Origin of the sequence: Streptomyces sp. PR69, from assembly GCF_026420845.1 — a bacterium.
Classification (GTDB): Bacteria; Actinomycetota; Actinomycetes; order Streptomycetales; family Streptomycetaceae; genus Streptomyces.
Genome location: NZ_JAOWCB010000015.1, coordinates 58,270 through 79,328, shown reverse-complemented (window position 1 = coordinate 79,328; position 21,059 = coordinate 58,270). Strand labels below are relative to the sequence as shown.

Below are 21,059 nucleotides of genomic sequence, written 5' to 3'. Positions count from 1 at the left end.
CCGACTGGCTCCGGGGCTTTCTTCTGCCCGAAGGAGCTCTATGTCACCCGAGGACATCGCCCATCGCTTCGCGTTCCACCCGGCCAGCACCGAGGAGAAGCGCGACGCACACACCAGCGTCCGGCAGGCCTGCCGACGGCTGGCTGACGAGATGAACGACCGGCTCCCTGAGGGCCGGGAGAAGGCCCTCGTGGTCACGAAGTTGGAGGAGGTCATGTTCTGGGCGAATGCCGCGATCGCCCGGGCGCGGGAGGAGAGCCATGGCTGATCCTCTGTCTGCTGACCGGCTGCTGGCGGCTCTCCGGACGGAGGGTCTGACGGTGGTGGAGGTCGGGAACTGGCGTACCCACAACCGCAACCACAAAGGCTCCTGGGGGCCCGTCCACGGGGTGATGATCCACCACACCGTCACCAAGGGCACCACCAGCACGGTGCGGATCTGCCGCGACGGCTACTCTGGGCTGCCGGGGCCGCTGTGCCACGGCGTGATCGCCAAGGACGGCAGCGTGCACCTCATCTCCGCCGGCCGCGCCAACCACGCCGGGCTCGGCGACGGCGACGTGCTGCGCGCGGTCATCGCCGAACGCGAGCTGCCCGCGGACAACGAGGCCAACACCGACGGCAACCGCCACTTCTACGGCTTCGAGTGCGAGAACCTCGGCGACGGCAAGGACCCCTGGCCCGCCGTGCAGCTGGAGGCGATCGAGCGGGTCTCCGCGGCGATCTGCCGGGCGCATGGCTGGAACGAGCGCTCGGTGATCGGTCACCTGGAGTGGCAGCCGGGCAAGGTCGACCCCCGCGGGTTCTCGATGGACACGATGCGCGGCCGCATCCGCCGCCGCCTCGCTGGCGCGCCTGCGCCCGTACCGACACCCCCGAAGGAGGACAACGTCATGGAGCCCGTTGAGGTGTGGGCCTACCGCAACAAGCGCGCCGATGAGGCGTCCGTGGCCCGCGGCGACGGGCGCATCCCGGACGCGTACGGGTATCTCGTGCAGACCCACAGTCTGGCCCGCGCCCTGATCGCCAAGGCCGACGCCCGCCCCGCTGTAGATCTGTCCGGCGAGCAGCTGACAGCACTCGCCAACGCGGTGGCCGCGCACCCAGCGCTGGCCGACCAGATCGCCGAACGGGTGGCGGAGAAGATCGCCGCCCGGCTCGCTAACTAACCCTCGGAAGGATCATCATGGCTGCTTTCCCGTCTTCGGACACCGTCATCAAGACCGCCGGCACCTACGCCCGCGACCTCGCCGAGCGCGTGCTGGCCACGTTCCTGCAGGCGTTCCTGGCTGGTGTGGTCGTCACGCAGCCGCTGGACGCCTCCATGTGGTACGCGGCCCTGTCCGGGGGTGTGGGCGCGGCGCTCGCTTTGGTGAAGGGTCTGGTCGCCCGCGTCCGTGACGTCACCAACTCGGCGTCCCTGGCCAAGGGGGTGTAGCGATGAGCGCCTCGGAGCCGTCGGTGGCGCTGGAGCTGGAGCGGCTCCGAGGCGCAGTGGACACCGGCTTCGCCAAGCTCAACGGCCGCCTGGACGTGGCACTGCAACGCACCTCACAGACCGAGACTGACATCGAGGAGTTGAAGCAGGAAGTTGAGGCGCTGAAGCGGGCCCGCTGGCCACTGCCGTCGCTGGCGGCGGTGACGGGCCTGGCGGCGCTGGGGCTGACGCTGTACGAGATCTCCGCACGCTGAAAGGGGGGTGGGCTGATGGCGATCCCTGCAGGCGTGGAGACGGTCACGGTGGGCACGGGCGGGGTGCCGCTCACTCTGCCGGACGGCACCCCGATCCGCGGCAGCATCAGGTTCTCCGCGCCGGATCTGGTGACCGTGGCGGAGGACGACTACGCCCTCGGCGGCACAGTGTCGGTGGAGTTGGTGGGCGGGGAGTTCTCCGTCGTCCTGGTGGCCACGGACGCCACCGGCATCAGCCCGACCGGCTGGACCTACACGGTCGAGGCGCGGCTCACGAACGCCCCCGGCTGGACCCGCTACCTCTCGCTGCCCGCGGGCACCCCGACGGTGGTGCTGGCGGATGTGCTGATCACCGATCCGGTGAGCGGTGCGCACGACACCCTGGTCGTCGAGAAGACGAGGACGGCGGTGAAGACCGCGGACCAGTCGGTGACCTCGTCCATCGCTGTGGTCGACGACGACCACCTCACGCTCACCGTGGAGGCGAACAGCGTGTACGCGTTCGACACCTACCTGGACGCCGACGGCGACACCGGGGGCGATCTGCGGTTGACGTTCACCGGCCCGGCCGGGGCGTCTGGGTCGTGGACGCCGGATGGGATCTCGCTGGGGAATGCCAACAACATCGGCCAGGTCAAGCGGTCCCGCAATGCGCTCGCGGCGGAGGACTCGGTGGGCATCCTCCCCGCGGGCACGATCGTCACCCCCTCCGGGCAGATCACCACGGGCGGCACCGCGGGCGCGCTCACACTCAGGTGGGCGCAGGACACCTCCTCGGCCACCCCGACGCGCCTGTTGGCGGGCTCGTGGCTGCGGGTCACCAAGCTGGCCTGACACCCCGGCTGTCAGTTCCCGCGCCTATGCTGGCCCCGACTATCCGCGTCTTCTGGCTGCTGACGCTGCCCCCTGCTTCCGGCTACGGCCGGGGGCAGGGGGCCTTTCGTCATGCTCTGGGGTCAACAGCACGACGGCCCCCGCTGCTTGCGAGGGCCGATCGGCGTACCGTTCTGAGTGTCGAGGTCAGAACGGAGAGCACCAGTATGCCCGAGAACACCGACACTGCAGCCATCCACCCCGGCGAGCGACTCAAAGAACTCCGACGCAGCCGTGGCCTCACCCAAGAAGGCCTTGCTGAACGAGCAGGTCTCAGCCTGGGGGTTGTGAAGAAGCTCGAACGCGGCGGAACCGCTCGACTGGACAACTACCACGCCATCGCCCGCGCCCTGCGGGTCCGGACCTCCGCCCTGTTCGACCCCTCCGGGCCACATTCGACGACACGAGCAGACGACGACAACATCGACCTCATGCCACTACGGCAGGCCATCGCCCCTGCCATCACCTTCTCAGGGCGAGTTGAGACCTCTGATCTCATCGCCACCGAACCAGATCTTGACCGGCTCCAGGCCACCGCCCGCGAGGTAGCACTCGCCTACCACCGCGACGACTACGAGCACGTGGGCCAGTTCCTCCCTGACCTTGTGCACGCCGCAAACGCGGCGGTCGACCACTTCGACAACGGCGAGGAGCACACACAGGCTGTACGTGTGCGGTCCGACGTGCTCCAGATGGCTGGCCGCTACCTGACCCAGGTCCGCGCCTACGATCTCGCGCACGTCGCGCTGAGAGACGCCATCCAGGACGCGGTGCGGGCCAACGACATGGCGGCGGTCGCCGCCGCGGTGTATCAGCAGGGCTGGCTGCTGATGCGCCAGGGGCGACTGGATGAAGCCGAGCAGGTGAGTATCTCGACTGCTGATGCGGTGGAGCCGCGGATCTCCCGTGCGACGCGTCCCGCGCTCGGCGCGTGGGGGAAGTTGCTGGTGCACGGCAGTGCAGCGGCAGCCCGGAACAACCGGCCGCGGGAGGCTCGGGACATTTTGCGCCTGGGGCGTACGGCCGGTACGGCCCTCGGTGGGGGGCAGGCGGTCGCTGTGTCGAGCTGGGGGCGGTTCGACTGGCGGACGGTGGCCTTCCAGGGGATTGAGAACCAGTTGGTGGCCGAGAAGCCGGACCGAGTCCTGGGGCTGTCGAGCCGTATGCCGACGCCGACGGGCAAGGACGGGCGGCTGTTCATGCGTCGGCATCTGCTGGATGTGGCGCAGGCTCATGTGATGCTGCGGACGCCGGACGAGGCTACGGAGATTTTGTGGGTCTTGCTGGATGAAACGCCGGAGTGGCTGAAGCACCAGCGGATGGCCGCGGACACGTTCCATCTGGCGCTGCGGAGGAGCAAGCGGCGGCGGCTGACGGCGAAGCAGCGGGCATTGGCGGCGTTCTTCGGGACCGAGTAGGGGTCATGCTTCGTGCCCGTTGTGTGATCGCAGCGTGGGAACGGCCACGGAACGTGCCTGTTTACGGTCGGCTACGCGTCGTAATTTCAGCGCATGGATGTCGTGATCGAGATGACACGCAAGGGCCGGGCTCCACTGGGTGAGCCGGGGGTGGTCCAGTGACCGTGTTTGGACCGCTTCCCGTCCATATCCTCCCGCCGGGCCCGGACCCCGAGCCTGCGCCCGGCTGCGGTGTGTGCGCGGCGCTCGTCGAGCAGCGCGGCCGGGCCCTCGCCCGCGGGGACCACGCCAAGGCTGCCCGCAGCAACGCCGAGATCCGCAACCACCCCCACACCCCGGAGACCGACGCATGAGCCCCACAGCAGCACAGCTCAACACCGAGGCGATGCGGGCGGACGCCCAGCTGCTGCTCGCGCCGGGCGTGGACGCACCGTCGGAAGACGGACTGAGCGAACTCACCCTGCGCCTGCGAGGGCACATCATGCAGCTCACCCCCGCCGTAGAGCGCGCAATGGCCGCCCACCCCCACAACGACCATGTGTGGGCGAACGCACTGGACAGCACTACGCGAGCCGGGTTCCGGCTCTTCGAGGAGCCCCCGAACGGCAGCCTCACCCAGGCCATCGCCTACGCACAGCGCCTCGCCCGCGCCGTCGTAGCCCTCACGGACGCCCTGGCCGCACTGGAGGAAGCACAGTGAGCAAGGGGGCCCGGTACTGCTGCTACTGCGGCAGGTCCATCACGGGCACCGCCCAGCGGATCGACATGTCCGCCTCGATGAGCGGCGCCCGCGAGGACCTGTACGCCCACCCTGGCTGTGGGCCGCGGACCCGGTCGATCTCCCACGCCGCGCCGCGCCTCCGCGGCCGGTGAGCTCCTGCCCGCTGCCGCCTGACGGCGACCGGCGGTGGGCAGGCACGGCCCCGGCCGGCCCGTAGCCCCCGCGCGGACCGGCCGGGGCTTTTAGCGCACCAGCTCGGCCAGCGGCACGTCGAGGGCGTCCGCGATGAGGATCAGGGTGTCGAGCAGCGGGCTCGCGTGGCCCTGCTCGATGCGGTTGTACGTGGCTCGGTCCATGCCGATGCGGAGTGCCACGGCTTCCTGCGTCAGGTTTGCGCGCAGTCGCGTTGCGCGGATTTGCTCTCCGACTGCCCGGCGGCGGGAGCGGACCCACTCCGGGGTTTCGGTTGAGCGTGGCACGCGTCCACGCTCACGGGACCTTGATCGAAAATCTGTAGGGTCCACCCTACGACTTGTGATCTTGTTGGCCGAAGGGGTAGATGGTAGGCGCACATGTAAGCGGAACCACACCTCTCACATGTGGCGGAGCGATTGAGGGGTCGCCTAGGCTCCACTTTCATCGAAAGTATGTTCGCATCTGCGGTCTAGGCGCAGCTGCGGCACCAGAGCGCGCCGGGCCCACCAGGAGTGGCCCCCTCGGGATCCCGGCGCTGAGCCGCCCCTCCCTGATTGGGGAGGGGCGGCTCTCCTTGTGTGCACTGACCTGCGCAAACGGAATGATCGGTTAGGAGAAATTTAGGAGCGGCGGCCCCGTAGTCACGCCGTATCGGACGTGTAGGCAGGTTGTAGCGAGACCGGGAGCGACAGGGGCGTCGAGGCTCTGACCAGCCTATATGGCACCCTTGGGGCTGGTCAGCCCCTGTACGGATAGCACACACCCCTGCTCTTACAAAGCAGATGTCGGCGGTTCGAAACCGTCCGCGCCCACCAGCGAAAAGGGCCTCCAGCCGGTCAGGCTGGAGGCCCTTTCTGTCCCCTCAGGGGGGACACACGGGGGAACAGTACGAAACAGCCGGAGTTCCGTGGGACTCAGGGGGATAGCCGGCGTGCGGTGCTGGCTGCACTGGGCCATGGCTTGCATGCCGGGTCGCCGGGCTTGTGCTGGCAGGAGTCCGGGCGTGCGCCGGACGCGGAGAACTGTGGTACGCGCTCGTACTCGCCGGTGATGGGTTTGCTGCACCGGTCGCAGAAGCGGACCCCCTCGTTCATCGTGCTGCCTTCAGTGCGGTCAGGGCGTCCGTGAGGGCGATTACGGCGCGGGCGAGGCGCTGTGCGTAGGCGATGGCCTGGGTGAGGCTGCCGTTCGGGGGCTCCTCGAGAAGCCGGAACCCGGCCCGTGCGACGCTGCCCAGTGCGTTCGCCCATACGTCGTCGTTGTGCGGGTGGGCGGCCATCCCGTCCTCCACGGCGGGGGTGAGCCGCATGATGTGCCCGCGGAGGCGCAGCGTCAGCTCGCTCAGCCCGTCTTCCTGCGGCGCGTCCGCATCGGGGGTGAGCAGCAGCTGGGCGTCCGCCCGCATCGCCTGGGTGTCGAGTTGTGCTGCTGCGGGGCTCATGCGTCCGTCTCCGGGGTGTGGGGGTGGTTGCGGATCTCGGCGTTGCAGCGGGTGGCCTTGGCGTGGTCCCCGCGGGCGAGGGCTAGGCCGCGCTGCTCGGCAAGGGCCGCACAGACCCCGCACCCGGGAGCGGGTTCGGGGGCGGCGCTGGGAGGCAGAAGGTGTACCGGGAGTGGGCCATGGACCGTCACGAGATCACCCCGCACGACGCTGAATGCATCGGTGATGATTCGGGAGCCCTTTGCTGTAGCGCCTGCGCCAGTCTCATGGCGACGTCGGCGCGTACGCGCCCAAGTTCCACGAGGCCGAGTCCCGGCGATGCTGCGTCAACTGCGAGCGACGGCAGCACGATCCCGGCGTGGTCGAGCGCTGCCCTTAGCGACTCCGCGGCCGCGAAAGGATCAACGTTTTGCGACTCCGGTTCTGTGACCATGAACCAGACGGTATGGAGGCGGCGTTGACACCCGCCATGGAGTGTTCTCGAATGTTCTCCTGGTCTGGCTCAATGTTCTCCTGTGATCTCGTGTAGCAGCGTGGAAGCTGTAGTGAAGGGCAGCTGCCCCTGGCGATGCTGAAGGTGACACAGCTCAACGTCCGAGGGAGACGATGATGCGGCGACTGCGTTTCAACGGCACTGACAGCAAGAACGGCGGCTGCCCTGCTGTGCACGAGGATCTCGATACCGGCGAGTTCATCGTCCAGGGACGGCCCGTCACGGACCCCGAGGACATCGCCCAACTCCAGCACTTCGGTCCTGGCGACGCTGCGGTCGCAGTGCCGCGCGAACTGCTCGTCAATCACGGCCCCAAGGAGATGGAACGCGTGCCCGACCTGATCGGCCCTGACGAGTTCGGTCGGCTCTTCCACACCTTCAAGCACTCGGCCTGGCACCTTGAGACCCGGCGAGGCTACGCCTCCGACCGGGAGGACGCGGGCTACGCCGAGTTCCTCGCAACCGGCGAGGCCCCGCTGGACCTCGACAGCGAGTGGTGTACGAACATCCGCCGCCAGACGGGCAGCGGCAAGTACGTGGGTCGTGTCCGCGTGGTCGACAACCCACCGACTGAGGGGCAGCGGTTCCTGCTGTCCTACGCCAGGTGCAATGCGGTCACGGGGGAGGACGTCCGGAACCTGTGGCGCGAAGAAGCCGTCAGCGCGCACTTGCCTGACGAGGACTTCTGGGTCTTCGACAGCCGCCTCGTCGCCATCCTCCGCTTCAATGACGAAGACATCTTCCATGACGTGGAGATCGTCACGGAGCCCGCTGAGGTCCTGCGCTACTGCCAGGTCCGAGATGCCGCGGTGCACGCCTCTGTCCCTTACGAGCAGTTCGCCGCCCGGCTTGACAGGAAGGGCTGACCTGCACCGGTGAGCACGGACTATCAGCAGGCCCGGGCGGCCCTCGGCCTGCGCTTGCGGGAGCTGCGACTCTCGGCACCTGGTGGCCGTCTCACCGGCACGCAACTCGCCCAGCGGCTCGGCTGGCCGCACTCCAAGGTCTACAAGCTGGAGAACGGCCAGCAGACCGCGACGACCGAAGATCTGCAAGCCTGGGCCGATGGAGTCGGCCAGCCCGGAACCGTCGACGAACTGCACGCCCGGCTGCGGGGCTTCGAGACCCACATCCGCTCTTGGCGCCGTCAACTGGCTGCCGGACACCGGCCCGCGCAGGACAGCTGGAACGTCGAAGTCGGACGGTCCAAGGCCATCCACGCCTGGGAGGAAGCCGTCATTCCCGGCATGCTCCAGACAGCAGACTACGCGCGACACATCTTCCTTCGGTACGCCGAGCTTCAGGGCTCAGTGCGCGACACCGAAGCCGCAGTCCGGGCGCGGATGAAGCGGCAGGAGTGGCTATACCAAGGTGGTCGGCAGTTTCACGCCTTGGTGTGGGAAGCAGCCCTTCACGCGCTGGTGTGTCCTCCGTCGGTCCTCCTGGCCCAGCTTGACCGGCTCACGGGCGTGATCGGGATGGACACGGTGGAGCTTGGGATTGTGCCCCTCGGCGCGTCGCTGAAGATCCCCACGGCCAACGGGTTCTGGCTCCTGGACGACAGGCTTGTGATCGCCGAGGACTGGCACGCAGAGCTGTGGCTCGACGACGCTGAGAGCATCGCGCTCTACCTTCGCACCTGGAAGACGATCCAGGAATCAGCGGCCTACGGCACCGACGCCCACAATGTGATCAACGCCGTCCGTCGGGCGCTGAATCGACGTTGACCGTGAGACAGCAGGAGGCCCTGGTACGCGATCCAGGCACTCGATCAGCCCACCGCGAACTGGTGCGCCACGGGCGTGGACCGGGTGCGGGAGGTGCGGAGCACGGCGTCGGCTACGGCGCCGGAGTGCGGTTCGCGCCGGTAGGGGAGAGGGCTGCGATGCGGCGCTCCTGCATGGACGTGAGTGTCTGCACCATCACCACGGCGAGCACCGCTGACGCAAGGCCCAGGACTTGCGCGGTGAGTGAGATGCCGGTGATGAATCGTGCTTGTGCCACGGTCTCCGCCTCGGTCCAGGTCTGCCAGGAGGTTGAGAAGTACATCATCGCCGTCTGTGCGGCCCACAGCGCCCACCAGGCGTGCAGCACGCCGCGTGGTGCGCCGGCCGCCCGTCGGCGGCGGCCGGGGGAGGAGGGCGGGGCGCTGGCCTTCCAGATGTCGTTGCTGATCTGCTTCGGTATCCACAGGTGAGCGATCGGGATGAACCACGAGCCGATCGCCCAGCCCCTGCCGAGCCGGTGCCCGGCCGGGGCGAACACCTCGGCGTTGATGCGGACGCGCCGGAACCAGCACAGCCACAGCACCATGGCGGCGATGAACGTGAGCCCGAGTCCGGTCAGCAGCCAGGCGGATGTGTCCTCCCAGCCTTGTATTCGCTCCTGGAAACTCTTGGCCGAGCCGCCGCTCGCGGACTCGGCCATGGTGGCGAGTTCCCGGTAGAGGCCGTAGTCGTGGTGGAGATTGGCCACGCTGGCGAGCATGCACGCGGACAGCAGCAGCACCAGCGCGGTGGACAGTGCGCGCGGCGAGACCGCTCTGAGCGGGGTCGTGCGGCCCGGTGCGGGTGTGTGGGGCCCCATGGGCGCGGCGGGGCCGTACGGTCCGGGCGGGACCATCGGTCCGAATTGCCCGGGCTGGATGGGCGGCCCAGGCTGGCCGGGCGGTCCGGGCTGGATGGGCGCACGCGCGGGGTACGGGGCGGGTACGGGCGCGGCGGGCGGCGGGGTGGCAGGGGTGGCGGCCGCAGCCGCCCAGGGGGTCCCGACCTGTGTATCGGCGGGCGTCTCGATTTCCAGCAGGCGAACCGCGTGCTGACCGAGGTGCGCGGTGAGCGCGCCGGGCAGCCAGGCGTCGCCCGCCTCCAGGTCGCCGTGCGTGCGGTGCAGCAGTTCGGGGACGGACGGCCGGAGGGCGGGGTCCTTTGCCAGACAGTCCGTGATCAGGTCGCGGAGCGGCCCGGGCGGGAGGCCGTCCAGATCCGGCTCTTCCTGAGCGACCCGGAACAACAGGGCGTGCACACCACTCGCGCTGTCCCCGAACGGCATCCGCCCCGTGGCGGCGAAGGCGAGGACCGCGCCCAGACAGAAGACATCGCTTGCCGGGGTGACGCGTTGACCTCGTACTTGCTCGGGCGACATGAATCCGGGTGAGCCGATCACGGCGCCGGTGCGGGTCAGCCCGTCGCCCGCGACGGTCTCCAGGGCGCGGGCGATGCCGAAGTCGATGACCCGGGGGCCGTCGATGGTGATCAGAACGTTGGAGGGTTTGAGGTCGCGGTGCACCAGGCCGGTGCCGTGGATGTCGCCCAGCGCCTGGGCCAGTCCGTTGGCGAGGGCGCGAACAGTGCGCTCGGGAAGGGCGCCATGGTCCGGGCCTGTCACCACCTCGTGCAGCGACGGCCCCGCGACATAGCCGGTGGCCACCCAGGGGGTCGCCGCCTCGGTGTCGGCGTCCAGGACCGGGGCGGTCCACCGGCCGCCCACCCGCCGGGCGGCCTCGATCTCCTGGCGGAAGCGGACGCGGAACTCCGGCGCAGCGGACAGCTCACCATGGACCAGCTTCACCGCGACGGTCCGGCCCCGCTCGGACCTGGCGAGGTAGACCCGGCCCATGCCACCCGCGCCGAGTCTGCGGAGCAGCCGGTATCCCCCGATCCATCGCGGGTCCTCGGGTCTCAGCTCATCCATGCTGTTGCTGCGGCTCCTCACCCTGCGGACGGCGTCGGCGCATGTTCGCGTCGACACGCGACAAGAGAATAGGCGAGCGAGAGGGCGGCCGGTTAACGGCGTGAGAACGATCCGCCGGCGAGCGCCTCACGGCCAGGTCATCTCAGGCTGATCAGCCACCTGAGACCCCGCACTCGGGCTCTCTAAACGTCGTGTCGGAGCGGTCAAGGCGCACAGAAGCGAGGCCGCGGCGACCCCGCCGGGCGGTTTGCGGGGTCAGGTGACCCGGAAGGTGCTCAGTACGGCCGCGTGGTCGGAGGGCCATTCGTTGTCTTCGACTGGGTCGGGGCGGGGGTTTCCGACGACGATGACCTTGGAGTCGAGGACCTCCAGTCCGCGGCCGGCGTGATAGACGAAGTCGATGCGGTCCTGCGGCTCGGGCTCGCCCTTGTGCCCGTACCAGCCCAGCGGGTCCTCGAAGGTCTTGAAGACCGGGGACCAGGTGTTGCCCGGCGTCGTGACGGGATCGGGGTGGGCCGTCCGGAAGGAGTCGATCAGGCCGGCCTCCGCGGCCATGACCGAGCTGTATTCGAACGTGTCGTGGCCGCAGTGCTTGTCGGCGGTGGCCTTGGTGTAGTCCAGGTGCGAAGGCGCGTTGAAGTCGCCGGTGAGCAGCACCGGGGTGGCGTCCTTGGCGTCGAGGTCCGGCTTCATGGCGTCAAGCATCAGCTGCATGTGCTTCATACGCGGGGCTTCCTGCACGCCCAGTGTGAGCTTCTGCCACCAGTTGCCGTAACACATGGTGTAGGGCGCGTAGGGCCAGGCAGGGTGGTGGGTGTTCCACAGCGAGACATACGCGGTGTGCCGGGTGTCCGTGGCGCCCTCGACGTCAAGACGGACGCGGGCCTTGACCGCGATGTCGGCCTGGAGGTCCTCGGGGACTCCGGGCCATCCGTGGAGCGGGGAGCGCACGGAGTCCTGTTCGGTGATGGGGTAGCGGCTGATGACGGCGACGCGCTGGTCGCCGGGGTGGTGGTACCAGCCCAGTGCTGTGGCGAGTTCCCGGGCGGAGGTCCCCATGTGCTCCTGGAGGCCGACCGCGTCCACGTTCTGGTCGAGCAGGACCTTCAGCTGCTTCTCACGGCCGCCTGTGACCTTGGCGCCGCCGTACCACAGGTTGAAGCTCATGACCTTGAGCCGGGGCACCAGCGGTGCGTCAGCGGGGCGCACCGGGATACGGAGGGTGGCGGTGGCGTGCTGGCCCGGGGTGGTGCGGGCTTCCACGGTGACCGTGGCGTCGCCGGTCGCCCCGGCCGGCGGACTGCCGGATATCGCACCCTCGGCGCTCACGGTGACCCAGGGGGCCCCGCCGGTCTTGCGGAACCAGGGCGCCTGGCCTCCGCCGCCGAGTGCCAGGCCGCCGACGGAGGCCCGGTACTCCGCGCCCGCCCGGGCGTTGCGCAGCGGAATCTCATGGGTGACGAAGTGCAGAGGTACGTCGGGCGAGGAGGTGGGCTTGGCCTTCAGGACGCCGTCGGGGGACGCGTGGGCCGGCGTGGCGAAGGGCACCAGACCGCTGGCGGAGACGGCCAGTGCGGTGAGCGTGCGGCTGAACAGCCGGGGCATGGAGACGCTCCTTGTCATCACTGGTGGCCTCGCCATGCTGAGGGACGGGGGTGAGCAGCGGACGGCAGGCGCGGGAACGGACCCTGCCGCCAGGGGAGCCACCCCGGAAACAGGGGAACCAGAGCGTGGCCCGTTCGACGCACCCGACGAGGGCGCGTGTAAATCAAGGCAACTGGTTGCAGATTTGGAAACTAGTTGCCTAGGATGGAGTCACCTACAGGATGAGAGGGTGGCGCATGGGACAGGAACCGGATGCCGCGGAGCAGCTGCGGGTCGTCGAGGAGGCTCCGGCGCTGGGGAAGGCTGCGAACGCCGGCGAGCGAGTGCTGGGAGGGGTGTCTGTCGCGGCACTCTTCGCCGGACTTGCCGGTGCGGCTGCCAGTGAAATTCCCCTGCTGCTGGGCTGCGTTGTCCTGGCGGTCGCGCTTGCCCTTGTCCTCGGGTGGAGGTGGTTCCACCTCAGGGCTCCCAGCAGGAGGCCGCACAGCAAGGTTGAGGAGGGGATCTTCCTCTTCGCACCGGTCACCTTGGCGCTGCCGGGCGTCAAACTGCTCTGGGACAACCCGGCGGATCTGGAGGCGTCCGCGGCAGCTGCTGCTGTGCCGACGGTCGTTCTTGCCTGCTACCTCGTGCTGCGTTGGAGGAGGTGACGTGTCGCCACAACCGCGCACCCGACTGACGACGGTTATGCATTCCCCTACTCGTTTGGCCATCTTGGGGGCGCTCCGGCGTGTCCAGCAGATCAACTTTGCCGATCTGCAAGAGTCATTGGAGTTGTCGACATCCGAACTGTCCCGGCAGTTGGGGGTTCTTGAGAAAGACGATCTCGTTGAGATCGCAAAATTCCGCGAACGTCGGCACGCTGTTACAAGGGTGAGGCTTTCTCCAGCAGGGCGGGAACGATTTGAGGAATATCTCGAGGAGTTGCGAAAGGTCGTGCAGTCAGAGATCGGCTAGCCCGCGCTGAAAGCCGTTCAGCAGCCGACCTGGCTACGGCGGAGGGTGGGCCCGACAATGGCGGCCCACCCTTATCACTGCCTTATGGGTGCTCGACGGCGCTTATGCCCAAGGGGTGGCACACCAGACGGCGCTGGCGGCAAGTGAGGCAGCCAGGCCGACGACTCCGCCCTTCACGCCGATCTTGATTCCGCGCTTGACGGCTTCCTTGGTGATGAGCCGTGCAGCGTCAGACCACTTCTTCTCGGAAAGCTTGTTCATGATGGCTGCGCTGGCACCCCCGAGTCCCCCGAGCCCCACGGCCTTCAGCAGGCACTTGCCGTAGCTGTCCTTGCTCTTTGCCGCCATGAGGGCCGGGGAACCCTTGGCGGCGGAAGAGGTCGCACGCTGCGCCTTGATCTCCGTCTCCACAGCGTCAGCGAACTCGGTTCCGAAGTTCGCGACGGCAGCGTTGCGGTTGAACTCCCCGTTGAAAGTGCGCAGTTCCCCCTCATAGATCGCTTCGAGGTACTTCGCCAGCTCGTCAATCTGCTGCTGAGACACATCCTCCGAGGAAACCGCAACAGTGGCGGGAGTCTCAACTGCGGCGTGGGCAGTGCCGACACCGCTGAAGGCGACGGCGGCGGCGCATGCAATCGATACGAGCGTCGTGCGGCGGAAAAGCTTCAATGCAGGCTCCTTGGTCAAGGGAGATTCGGGCGGTGCGCCCGGTGATGAGCACGCTTCAGTCCAACCGGCAGGTTGCTCTGGGTGATGCCCCCGGCATCCCGTGCAAGATCACGTAATCACGGCGATCTGACTGACGGCCACTCATACCCACAGTATTGAGCAAGATTTGAGGTTAGTGCCGACTGCTTCGTCGGTTTTCAGAACGCTGGCGCATTCTTTGCGTCACGCCAGACCTCGGCCTGTTTCTTGACGACTCGCCATATCGGCAGTTCGGCTGATTCTCACGGAGTTTCGAAGGAGCTGTTCCGGTGCTTCGGCGGCGGCACTGCTGAAGCAGTTGGCTGACGCAAGGAGAGAAGTACTGAACTTGATTGGGTGATGTTGGGGCGGTTCGTCTGACGGCGGCCGGTCCGCTCTGGTAGCCCTGGACCGTGAGATACGCGCAGGGTGGCGGGTTGACCGACGCTGGGAGGGCCGCGAGGGAGCGGGTCCGGCTGCAGGTCGTGGAACGCTTTGAAGAGGGGCAGAAGAACAGGGAGGTCGCTGCCGCGCTGCGGGTGACGGAGCGGTCCGTGGAGCGGTGGCGCCGTCAGTGGCGCGAGCGCGGCGAAGTGGGGGTCCTGTCGAAGGGATCGCCGGGGCGGCCGAGGCTCAGTGAGAAGCAGGTTGCGAGGCTGGAACGGGAGCTGGAACGCGGGCCGCTGGTCCACGGCTGGGCCGGCCAGCGGTGGACACTGGCACGGATCAAGATGTTGATCGGCCGCCTGTTCCGCGTGAGCTACACGGTGGAGGGCACGTGGCTGCTGCTGAAGCGGCACGGCTGGTCCTGGCAGCAGCCCGCCCGGCGGGCGATCGAACGCGACGACGCGGCGGTCGAGGTCTGGAAGAAGGAGACCTGGCCGCGGGTAAGAGCACCGCGGCAGCGTGTGACGGCTGGAGCGTCTTCGAGGACGAAGCCGGACAGTCGATGACGCCGCCGCGAGCGAGAAGCCGGGGACGCAAGGGCCGCACCCCGGTGGTCCGGGTCCGTGGCCGGGGCTCGGGCCGGGTGTTCATCGCCGGGCTGACCTGCTGCAAGCCGGGGAAGCGGTCCCGGATGTTCTGCTCGGTCCGCGAGTACCGGGGCCGCAAGGGCGAGCCGAAGGGCATCGGCTGGCGCGACCTGCGCGATCTGCTGGTCAGAGTGCACATCCAGCTCGGCGGCCCGATCGTGCTCGTATGGGACAACCTGCGCATGCACCTGGTCGAGCCACTGCGCGAGTTTCATCGCCGCCCACGCCGACTGGCTCACCGTCTTCCAGCTTCCGGGCTATACGCCGGACTTGAACCCTCAAGAGGGCGTCTGGTCACTGGTCAAGCGCGACATCGGCGACCTCGCCGCCGCCGGCCTCGGCCAGATCACCCGCGCCGTCAAGCGCAGACTCAAGCAGATCCAGTACCGCCCGGACCTGGTCGACGGGTGCCTGGCCAGCACCAGCCTGATCGCGGACGGCTGACCGACATCACGAATTCAAGTTCAGTAGCCGAACCGGGTTTCGCGTCGCCTGCCCTATGAGGTGTTCGGCGCGTGTGATGCGCGGCCCCGGACCGGTGGAGCCGGTCAGTGGATAAAGCTGAAGCTGCGCCAGGGGTCCGCTCCGGGGGCGCGGACGTCGGAGAGGGAGGCGGGGACGTAGATCGTGTCGTCGCCCGTGCAGTCGCGGGTGGGGTAGAGCTTCACGTCCACGGAGGTGGTGTTCTCGACGGAGACCGCGCCCGCCGGGGGGAAGCGGTGGCAGCCCTTGACCGAGGGGTTGGTGACCGTGACATGGCGGTGGCGGGCCGTTTCGTACGAGAGGGTGCCGACCGCGCTGCGGCCGAGGCCGGAGCAGCCCGCGGCGGCGGCGAGAGTGAGGAGGGCCGCCCCGGCGGCGAGGGCGGGATGCCGGTACCGGCGGGAGGTCGCGGACATGGGCGGTCCTCGTCTCTGCGGGGAAGGTCCTGACGAGGCCACCCTGCCCGGTCCGGCCGGGCGTGGCATCCGGGGGAGGCCGGTCGGGGGAGTCAGCCGGTGTGGTGGGCGGCGTATTCGGGGGACGGGGTGTGGGCGTGATGACGTCGATCGTGACGGTCAGCAGGAGCAGCCCGGCCCAGGCCTGGCGCTCACCCGGACGGGCGAGCACCGGTGGTCGCCCGTCCGCGGGCGGGCGGAGCGTGGACGCATGGCAGACACCTCCCCTTCGGGGGCACCCCAGCATCCGTCCCCCGGCCCGGTCCGCGATCCCGGCGCGGCCGGTGACTGGGCCGCCGGCGGGACGCTGTTCGCCGGTGTGCTGATGCTCGTCTACGGTGTGATCGCGGTGCTCCAGGGCATCGCCGGGATCGCCGAGGACGATGTGTACGCACGCGTGGGCGACTACGTCTACAAGTTCAACCTCACCACGTGGGGCTGGATCCATCTGGTCCTCGGCGTGATCGTCGCCCTCGTCGGCTGGGGCATCCTCACCGGTGCGGCCTGGGCCCGGGCGCTCGGTGTGGTGCTCGCCGGCCTCAGCGTGGTGGCCAACTTCATCTGGCTGCCGTACCAGCCCGTATGGGCCATCGTGGGAATCGCCATCGGGATCTTCGTGGTCTGGGCGCTGTGCACGGACCGCAGCACGGAGCGCCCAGCCGTGTGAGGGGCGGCGGCGCACACTGGAGGCATGTGCCGCAGCATCAAGACCCTCCGCCCGCCCGCCCTCCCAGAAGAGGCCACCGAGGAGGACATCCGCGCCGCAGCCCTGCAGTACGTCCGCAAGGTCTCCGGCTTCCGCGCGCCCGCCGCGCACAACCGCGAGGTCTTCGACCGGGCCGTCGACGAGATCGCCGAGGCCACGGCCCGGCTGCTCGGCGGCCTTGAGGTCCGGGGCGGCGCGGCCGCGCGGACTTCTGCCCAGCGGGCCTCCGCTCGGCGGACCTCTGTTCAGGCGACGGGCTCGGCGGCCCGCTCGACCGCCCGTCTGGCGGAGGCCGGCTGACGGGGAGGCTGCTGGGCGGGAACGGTCACCGCAGCGCCCCCCGCCGCTGAGGCCGGCGACGCGGACGCGGACGCGGAGGCCGGCGCCGGGCGGCGGCGTACGACATACGCGGCCAGCGCGCCCGCCGCGAACAGGGCGAGCACGGAGACCGCCGCGCCGACCCAGCTCGCGCCCAGCCACTGGCCGCCGAAGTACCCGAGGCCCACGCTGTACGCCGCCCACACCACACCGGCCAGCGCCGACCACGGCAGAAAGTCCCGCACCCGGCGGCGCGCCGCGCCAGCGCCCAGGGAGACCACCGAACGCCCCGCGGGCGCGAAGCGCGCGATCACCACAAGCGCGCCGCCGCCGCGGCTGAGGGCGGTGCCGAGACGTTCCTGCGCATGGGTCAGCCGACGTGAACGGGCGATCGCCCGGTCCAGCCGGTCACCCCCGCGCCAGGCCAGCCGGTACGCCATCAGATCGCCGAGCACCGACGCCGCCGCCGCGCACACCATCAGCACCAGCAGCGAGGGGATTTCATACGGCGCTGACGCTGAGCCCGCCGCCGCGGCCGTCGCCGCCGTGATCACCAGTACGCCGCTGGGCAGAACGGGCAGGAAGACGTCCAGGAGCACGGACAGGGCCACGACCGCGTAGATCCACGGGCTGCCGGTCAGCGACCCCACACTCTCCAGCACCTGTTGACTCCCCAAGGCAGAAAGAACGCCGCGACGTCGCAGGGGAGCGGCAGGGGCGGCATGACGGCTACACAGCGTACGCCCGGGGTCTGACACGAGATCGCCAGGGGGTGGCGGTTGTGATGCGCGTCACTCGCGCCGGGGGCAGGGTGAACCTGTAGCGGAGTGACAGCAGAAGGTGAGGAGAGGTCTTTGACGGTGATGGCGGCAGCAGTGGCCGGAGGTGTGGCTCTGACGTTGGCGGCCGGCGGCGGCGCAGCGGCCGGTGAGCGGGTTGCAGCGCCAGGTGAGCGGGTTGTGGAGCGGGGGCGTTTTATGCCGCCCGTCCCGTACGGGCCGACGCGCGCCCTGACGTATGACAGGCGGCTCGTCCCGGCCGGGGCCTGGATCCGCGTCGAGCAGCGGACGGACGCCGCCGGTACGACGGTGACGGCCCGCCTTGAAGGGCTGCGCCCAGGCCAGGCGTACGGGGCGCATGTGCACACCGGCCCCTGCGGCGCGGACCCCAAGGCGGCCGGCGGCCACTACCAGCATGTGCCGAAGCCGGAGGCCGACCCCCGGAACGAGGTGTGGCTGGACTTCACGGCCGACGCGCACGGCTCCGGCGTCGCCGGGGCCCGGCAGGCATGGGGATTCCGTCCCGGCGGGGCGGCCTCCGTCGTGCTCCATGACGAACCGGGCGGGGCGGGCGCGCGGATCGCCTGCTTCACGGTGCCCTTCGCTCCCCGGGGCTCCGCGCCCGAGAGGCCCGCGCTTGTGAGACCCGTGCCGGAGAGGCCCGCGCTTGTGAGACCCGTGCCGGAGAAGCCCGCGCCTGAGAGCCCTGTGCCCGAGAACCCCGCGCCTGCGAGGTCGGCGCCAGGGGGCCCCGCGCCCGCGGAGAAGGCGTGATGAGACGCCAGTCGCCCGGACCCCGTCGCGGGGTCCGGGCGACCGAAGTGCGCGCACGCGTCACGCGGCGATCGGCGATGCCGTCTTCCGCTCCTCCGGCTCCTGCCGTCCGGCGGCTCCGCGCGCCGTCAGGACGCGGTCCAGCGCCAGTGCGCCCGGACCCGTGAAGACCAGCAGCAGGAAGGCCCAGCAGAACAGCGCGGCCGACTCGCCGCCGTTCTGCAGCGGGAACAGGCCCTCCGGCTGGTGGACGCTGAAGTATGCGTACGCCATCGAGCCCGAGGCGATGAACGCCGCGCTGCGCGTGCCCAGTCCGAGCAGTACAAGGCCGCCGCCGACGAGCTGGATCACCGCCGCGTACCAGCCGGGCCAGGTGCCGGCGGGGACGGTCGCGCCGCTGCCGCCCATGCCGCCGAGGACCCCGAAGAGGGAGGCGGCCCCGCGGGAGGCGAACAGCAGCCCGACGACGATCCGGAACCCGCCGAGCACATACGGCTGGGCTTGGTCGAGGCGGGCGGGCAGCGTGGGCAGGGTGCGGTTGGGCATGGGGGAATCCTTCGGGTCTGGGGACATGAACCGGCGAAGAATCCCAGGTTAGGCAGCCCTAATCGATACTTGCAAGTTCAACATCTGAGAATTCGATGAGAGTCCGTCCGGGTTCCGCTTCCGCACGCGCCGAAGCGCGCGCAGGGCCGAGCGTCCGCAGCGCGGCCCGCGCCACCGCGTCCGCGTCGGACAGCGTCACCGAGTCCACGCCCGGCCGCGCCCCGGCGGCCGTCACCCAGTGCACGCCCTCGGTCGGCACCCCGATCGCGAAGCGCCGTGGATGGGCACGGCCCTGACGGTCGATCAGCCGGTACGGGCGCGCCGAGACGTCCAGCCCTCCGGTTTCATAGCCGTCGATCGCATGCGGCCGGCACTGACCGGTCTTCAGCAGCCGGCTCAGCAGCTCATCGCACGTTCTGCGCAGATCGGGCTCCGGCAGCCGGGCCTCGATCAGCGCCGTCGCGGTCACCGACGAGCCGGGCACATCTGGCGACTCGGCGGTGAACGCCCCCTCGGGGACCGCCCGCGACATCCCGACCGTCATCCGCGGGCCCACCACCTCCAGCACGCCCGCCTCGATGAGCGCCGCCATCTCCTCGATGCGACGGCGCGGCGGGCCGATGGACAGAAAGGCGTTCAAGGGCGTGTACCAGCGGTCCAGATGATCCCGGTGCGAGGAGCCGGAGAGCCCCGCGTGGTCGACGATCAGCCGCAGTTCGTTGCGGATGTCGCGCAGCACGTCGAGCGCGGCCTTCAGCGGGCCCGCCACATTGCCCTGCGCGGCCTGCGCGGCGTCCGCGCGCAGCCGGTCCAGCAGCCAGGCGCGATGCCCGGCGGGCGAGTGGAACGTCACCCCGGCGTGCGGCCGCGCCAGCCGCTCCCAGTTCCAGCGGTCCGCCTCGGCGATCCCGAACTCCTCCAATACGGCCCTCTCTTCGGCGCTCTCGTGCGGCACGGCCAGAAAACGCTCACGGAAGCCGCGGCCGGCTCCGGCCGGGTCGGCGGGACCCGCCGGGTCGGCGGCACGGGCCGGGTCGGTGGGACCCGCCGGGTCGGCGGCACGGGCGGCGAGCAGCGCCTCGTAGTGGACCGTCTCCACCTCCTTCGCCACCAGCGGCCATATCTCCGCGAGGAAGTCCGGCGGATCGCCCGCGTCCGCCTGTGCGCGGAAGGCCGCGATCACCTGGGGCGTGAGCACCAGCGGCTCATGCCGTCCCGACGCGCCCTTGGCGTTGTCCCCGCGCGCCTGGTACGGGACGCCGCGCCGGGAGCCCGCGTACAGCTTCGGCTCACGCCCCGAGGGACGGTAGACGAGCGTGCCGTTCCGCTCCTCGTACGAGCCGCCGCGGCCCGTCGTCAGCAGCGCCATATGGTCGAAGAAGCTGAGGCCGAGGCCGCGCAGCAGGACCGGTTCGCCCGGAGCGATGCCCGACAGGTCGAGGTCGGCGGGGTTCGCCGGGCCGAAGTAGCGCAGCCGGCGGTGGCGCGCGGCGTAGTCGGCGAGGTGCGCCTCCGACTGACGTGAGACGACCGGGAGATGGCCCTGCGCCAGGACCACCGCGCGCAGTCCGGTCAGGACCGTGCCGTCGTCCAGGGCGAGGGTCTGGGGCGGGGCCTCGGGGCCGTACGGATCGGCGGTGCGGTCGTCCTCCAGCCGTACGGCCCTGGCCCGGTGGATGCGCACCGTCACCGTGCCGGGGGCCAGGCCGACCGTCCGCAGCAGCGCCCACTCCAGATAGCGGCCGTAGCAGGCGCGCGTCGGATAGTCGTCCGGGCCGATCCGCTCGCCGGGGTGCTGCTCCGCGGCCCACTCGTACAGGCTCGGGCCGGGGCGCACCGGGCCCTCGCAGGCCACGCTCTCGTCCGTGAACAGAGTCACCTGGGACGCGACCGTGTTCATCAGCAGTTCGGCCGACTGGTCGGTGCGCCAGACGCGGCCGGGGCCCGGCGGCGCGGGGTCGATCAGATGGACCGTCAGGGGGACGCCGGGGGCGAGCTCCGGGACGGAGGCGCAGAGCCGTTCCAGCACGGAGGTGCCGCGGGGGCCGACCCCGACGATCGCGATCCCGGCGCGGCCGGCTGGCTCGGCTGCCCGGCCCGTGGGCCCGCTGGGGCTCCGCCGCAGACTCCGCGCCAGGGCTCCGCCCCCGGACCCCCGCTCCTCAAACTCCTCCGGACTCCGTCCGGGC

28 protein-coding genes and 1 pseudogene are annotated in these 21,059 nt (G+C 69.9%); 19 read left to right on the top strand and 10 right to left on the bottom strand.

Annotated elements, in window-relative coordinates; translation table 11 throughout:
• Positions 1 to 40 precede the first annotated feature (40 nt).
• The 9 genes from OF819_RS16760 to OF819_RS16720 all read left to right on the top strand — a co-directional run bounded on the left by OF819_RS16760 (position 41) and on the right by OF819_RS16720 (position 4,856).
• The gene (locus OF819_RS16760) at positions 41 to 268 is read left to right on the top strand and encodes a hypothetical protein (RefSeq protein WP_267244343.1); all 228 of its coding nucleotides are present in this window, start codon (positions 41 to 43) and stop codon (positions 266 to 268) included.
• The gene (locus OF819_RS16755) at positions 261 to 1,169 is read left to right on the top strand and encodes an N-acetylmuramoyl-L-alanine amidase (protein WP_267244342.1); all 909 of its coding nucleotides are present in this window, start codon (positions 261 to 263) and stop codon (positions 1,167 to 1,169) included. The genes OF819_RS16760 and OF819_RS16755 overlap by 8 nt, the downstream gene beginning before the upstream one ends.
• Positions 1,170 to 1,186: 17 nt before the next feature.
• On the top strand, positions 1,187 to 1,438 hold the full coding sequence (locus tag OF819_RS16750; protein WP_267244341.1) for a hypothetical protein: 252 nt from the start codon (positions 1,187 to 1,189) through the stop codon (positions 1,436 to 1,438).
• A gap of 2 nt (positions 1,439 to 1,440) precedes the next feature.
• Positions 1,441 to 1,692: a hypothetical protein gene (locus tag OF819_RS16745; RefSeq protein WP_267244340.1), complete on the top strand. Its 252-nt coding sequence runs from the start codon at positions 1,441 to 1,443 to the stop codon at positions 1,690 to 1,692.
• A gap of 15 nt (positions 1,693 to 1,707) precedes the next feature.
• Positions 1,708 to 2,526, top strand: coding sequence for a hypothetical protein (locus tag OF819_RS16740; RefSeq protein WP_267244339.1), 819 nt, complete (start codon positions 1,708 to 1,710; stop codon positions 2,524 to 2,526).
• Positions 2,527 to 2,732: 206 nt separating this feature from the next.
• Positions 2,733 to 3,983 (top strand): helix-turn-helix domain-containing protein, encoded by a 1,251-nt coding sequence (locus tag OF819_RS16735; RefSeq protein ID WP_267244338.1) that lies wholly within the window; start codon positions 2,733 to 2,735, stop codon positions 3,981 to 3,983.
• 158 nt (positions 3,984 to 4,141) lie between these two features.
• Positions 4,142 to 4,336, top strand: a complete 195-nt coding sequence (locus OF819_RS16730) for a hypothetical protein (RefSeq protein WP_267244337.1) — start codon at positions 4,142 to 4,144, stop codon at positions 4,334 to 4,336.
• Complete coding sequence (locus tag OF819_RS16725; protein WP_267244336.1) at positions 4,333 to 4,683, top strand: DUF6415 family natural product biosynthesis protein; 351 nt, start codon at positions 4,333 to 4,335, stop codon at positions 4,681 to 4,683. The genes OF819_RS16730 and OF819_RS16725 overlap by 4 nt, the downstream gene beginning before the upstream one ends.
• The gene (locus OF819_RS16720; RefSeq protein WP_267244335.1) at positions 4,680 to 4,856 is read left to right on the top strand and encodes a hypothetical protein; all 177 of its coding nucleotides are present in this window, start codon (positions 4,680 to 4,682) and stop codon (positions 4,854 to 4,856) included. The genes OF819_RS16725 and OF819_RS16720 overlap by 4 nt, the downstream gene beginning before the upstream one ends.
• A 90-nt stretch (positions 4,857 to 4,946) precedes the next feature.
• Here OF819_RS16720 and OF819_RS16715 read toward each other — a convergent pair whose 3' ends face one another.
• From OF819_RS16715 to OF819_RS16700, 3 genes are all read right to left on the bottom strand, one after another.
• Positions 4,947 to 5,183, bottom strand: coding sequence for a helix-turn-helix domain-containing protein (locus tag OF819_RS16715; protein WP_267244334.1), 237 nt, complete (start codon positions 5,181 to 5,183; stop codon positions 4,947 to 4,949).
• Positions 5,184 to 5,989: 806 nt separating this feature from the next.
• Positions 5,990 to 6,340 carry a DUF6415 family natural product biosynthesis protein gene (locus tag OF819_RS16710; RefSeq protein WP_267244333.1) on the bottom strand — a complete coding sequence of 117 codons (351 nt, stop codon included), beginning with the start codon at positions 6,338 to 6,340 and terminating at the stop codon, positions 5,990 to 5,992.
• A 187-nt stretch (positions 6,341 to 6,527) separates the two neighbouring features.
• The gene (locus tag OF819_RS16700; RefSeq protein ID WP_267244331.1) at positions 6,528 to 6,773 is read right to left on the bottom strand and encodes a hypothetical protein; all 246 of its coding nucleotides are present in this window, start codon (positions 6,771 to 6,773) and stop codon (positions 6,528 to 6,530) included.
• Between the two features lie 173 nt (positions 6,774 to 6,946).
• Here OF819_RS16700 and OF819_RS16695 point away from each other — a divergent pair, with 173 nt between their 5' ends.
• Together OF819_RS16695 and OF819_RS16690 are read left to right on the top strand one after the other, a co-directional pair.
• Positions 6,947 to 7,699 (top strand): DUF6879 family protein, encoded by a 753-nt coding sequence (locus OF819_RS16695; RefSeq protein ID WP_267244330.1) that lies wholly within the window; start codon positions 6,947 to 6,949, stop codon positions 7,697 to 7,699.
• Between the two features lie 9 nt (positions 7,700 to 7,708).
• Positions 7,709 to 8,560, top strand: a complete 852-nt coding sequence (locus OF819_RS16690; RefSeq protein WP_267244329.1) for a helix-turn-helix domain-containing protein — start codon at positions 7,709 to 7,711, stop codon at positions 8,558 to 8,560.
• 112 nt (positions 8,561 to 8,672) lie between these two features.
• On the opposite strand, the gene OF819_RS16685 is transcribed toward OF819_RS16690, so the two are convergent.
• Together OF819_RS16685 and OF819_RS16680 are read right to left on the bottom strand one after the other, a co-directional pair.
• The gene (locus OF819_RS16685) at positions 8,673 to 10,526 is read right to left on the bottom strand and encodes a protein kinase domain-containing protein (RefSeq protein WP_267244328.1); all 1,854 of its coding nucleotides are present in this window, start codon (positions 10,524 to 10,526) and stop codon (positions 8,673 to 8,675) included.
• A gap of 255 nt (positions 10,527 to 10,781) precedes the next feature.
• Positions 10,782 to 12,131, bottom strand: coding sequence for an endonuclease/exonuclease/phosphatase family protein (locus OF819_RS16680; RefSeq protein WP_267244327.1), 1,350 nt, complete (start codon positions 12,129 to 12,131; stop codon positions 10,782 to 10,784).
• Between the two features lie 236 nt (positions 12,132 to 12,367).
• Between OF819_RS16680 and OF819_RS16675 the strand changes: the two genes are divergently transcribed.
• Positions 12,368 to 12,781 (top strand): hypothetical protein, encoded by a 414-nt coding sequence (locus tag OF819_RS16675; RefSeq protein WP_267244326.1) that lies wholly within the window; start codon positions 12,368 to 12,370, stop codon positions 12,779 to 12,781.
• A gap of 37 nt (positions 12,782 to 12,818) precedes the next feature.
• Positions 12,819 to 13,088, top strand: a complete 270-nt coding sequence (locus OF819_RS16670; RefSeq protein ID WP_267244440.1) for a transcriptional regulator — start codon at positions 12,819 to 12,821, stop codon at positions 13,086 to 13,088.
• A 102-nt stretch (positions 13,089 to 13,190) separates the two neighbouring features.
• On the opposite strand, the gene OF819_RS16665 is transcribed toward OF819_RS16670, so the two are convergent.
• Positions 13,191 to 13,757: a hypothetical protein gene (locus OF819_RS16665; RefSeq protein WP_267244325.1), complete on the bottom strand. Its 567-nt coding sequence runs from the start codon at positions 13,755 to 13,757 to the stop codon at positions 13,191 to 13,193.
• Between the two features lie 431 nt (positions 13,758 to 14,188).
• Here OF819_RS16665 and OF819_RS16660 point away from each other — a divergent pair, with 431 nt between their 5' ends.
• The 3 genes and pseudogenes from OF819_RS16660 to OF819_RS29125 all read left to right on the top strand — a co-directional run bounded on the left by OF819_RS16660 (position 14,189) and on the right by OF819_RS29125 (position 15,253).
• A complete protein-coding gene (locus OF819_RS16660) occupies positions 14,189 to 14,728 on the top strand; it encodes a winged helix-turn-helix domain-containing protein (RefSeq protein WP_267244324.1) in 540 nt (179 codons plus the stop codon).
• Positions 14,729 to 14,926: 198 nt separating this feature from the next.
• Positions 14,927 to 15,073: pseudogene (locus tag OF819_RS29255) on the top strand (hypothetical protein); the annotation flags it as partial.
• A 6-nt stretch (positions 15,074 to 15,079) separates the two neighbouring features.
• Positions 15,080 to 15,253, top strand: coding sequence for a hypothetical protein (locus OF819_RS29125; protein ID WP_323748932.1), 174 nt, complete (start codon positions 15,080 to 15,082; stop codon positions 15,251 to 15,253).
• 104 nt (positions 15,254 to 15,357) lie between these two features.
• Here OF819_RS29125 and OF819_RS16650 read toward each other — a convergent pair whose 3' ends face one another.
• A complete protein-coding gene (locus tag OF819_RS16650) occupies positions 15,358 to 15,708 on the bottom strand; it encodes a hypothetical protein (protein ID WP_267244323.1) in 351 nt (116 codons plus the stop codon).
• Between the two features lie 250 nt (positions 15,709 to 15,958).
• Here OF819_RS16650 and OF819_RS16645 point away from each other — a divergent pair, with 250 nt between their 5' ends.
• Together OF819_RS16645 and OF819_RS16640 are read left to right on the top strand one after the other, a co-directional pair.
• Entirely contained in the window at positions 15,959 to 16,414 is a 456-nt protein-coding gene (locus OF819_RS16645) for a hypothetical protein (RefSeq protein WP_267244322.1), read from the top strand.
• Positions 16,415 to 16,438: 24 nt separating this feature from the next.
• Positions 16,439 to 16,753 (top strand): DUF2277 domain-containing protein, encoded by a 315-nt coding sequence (locus OF819_RS16640; protein ID WP_267244321.1) that lies wholly within the window; start codon positions 16,439 to 16,441, stop codon positions 16,751 to 16,753.
• On the opposite strand, the gene OF819_RS16635 is transcribed toward OF819_RS16640, so the two are convergent.
• A complete protein-coding gene (locus OF819_RS16635; protein ID WP_267244320.1) occupies positions 16,699 to 17,433 on the bottom strand; it encodes a DedA family protein in 735 nt (244 codons plus the stop codon). The two genes, OF819_RS16640 and OF819_RS16635, sit on opposite strands and share 55 nt — an antisense overlap.
• A 297-nt stretch (positions 17,434 to 17,730) precedes the next feature.
• Between OF819_RS16635 and OF819_RS16630 the strand changes: the two genes are divergently transcribed.
• Complete coding sequence (locus OF819_RS16630; RefSeq protein WP_416370555.1) at positions 17,731 to 18,324, top strand: superoxide dismutase family protein; 594 nt, start codon at positions 17,731 to 17,733, stop codon at positions 18,322 to 18,324.
• 60 nt (positions 18,325 to 18,384) lie between these two features.
• Here the strand turns inward: OF819_RS16630 and OF819_RS16625 are convergent, their stop codons facing one another.
• Positions 18,385 to 18,870, bottom strand: a complete 486-nt coding sequence (locus OF819_RS16625) for a DoxX family protein (protein WP_267244319.1) — start codon at positions 18,868 to 18,870, stop codon at positions 18,385 to 18,387.
• 58 nt (positions 18,871 to 18,928) lie between these two features.
• Positions 18,929 to 20,995: an FAD/NAD(P)-binding protein gene (locus OF819_RS16620; protein WP_267244439.1), complete on the bottom strand. Its 2,067-nt coding sequence runs from the start codon at positions 20,993 to 20,995 to the stop codon at positions 18,929 to 18,931.
• Between the last annotated feature and the right edge of the window lie 64 nt (positions 20,996 to 21,059).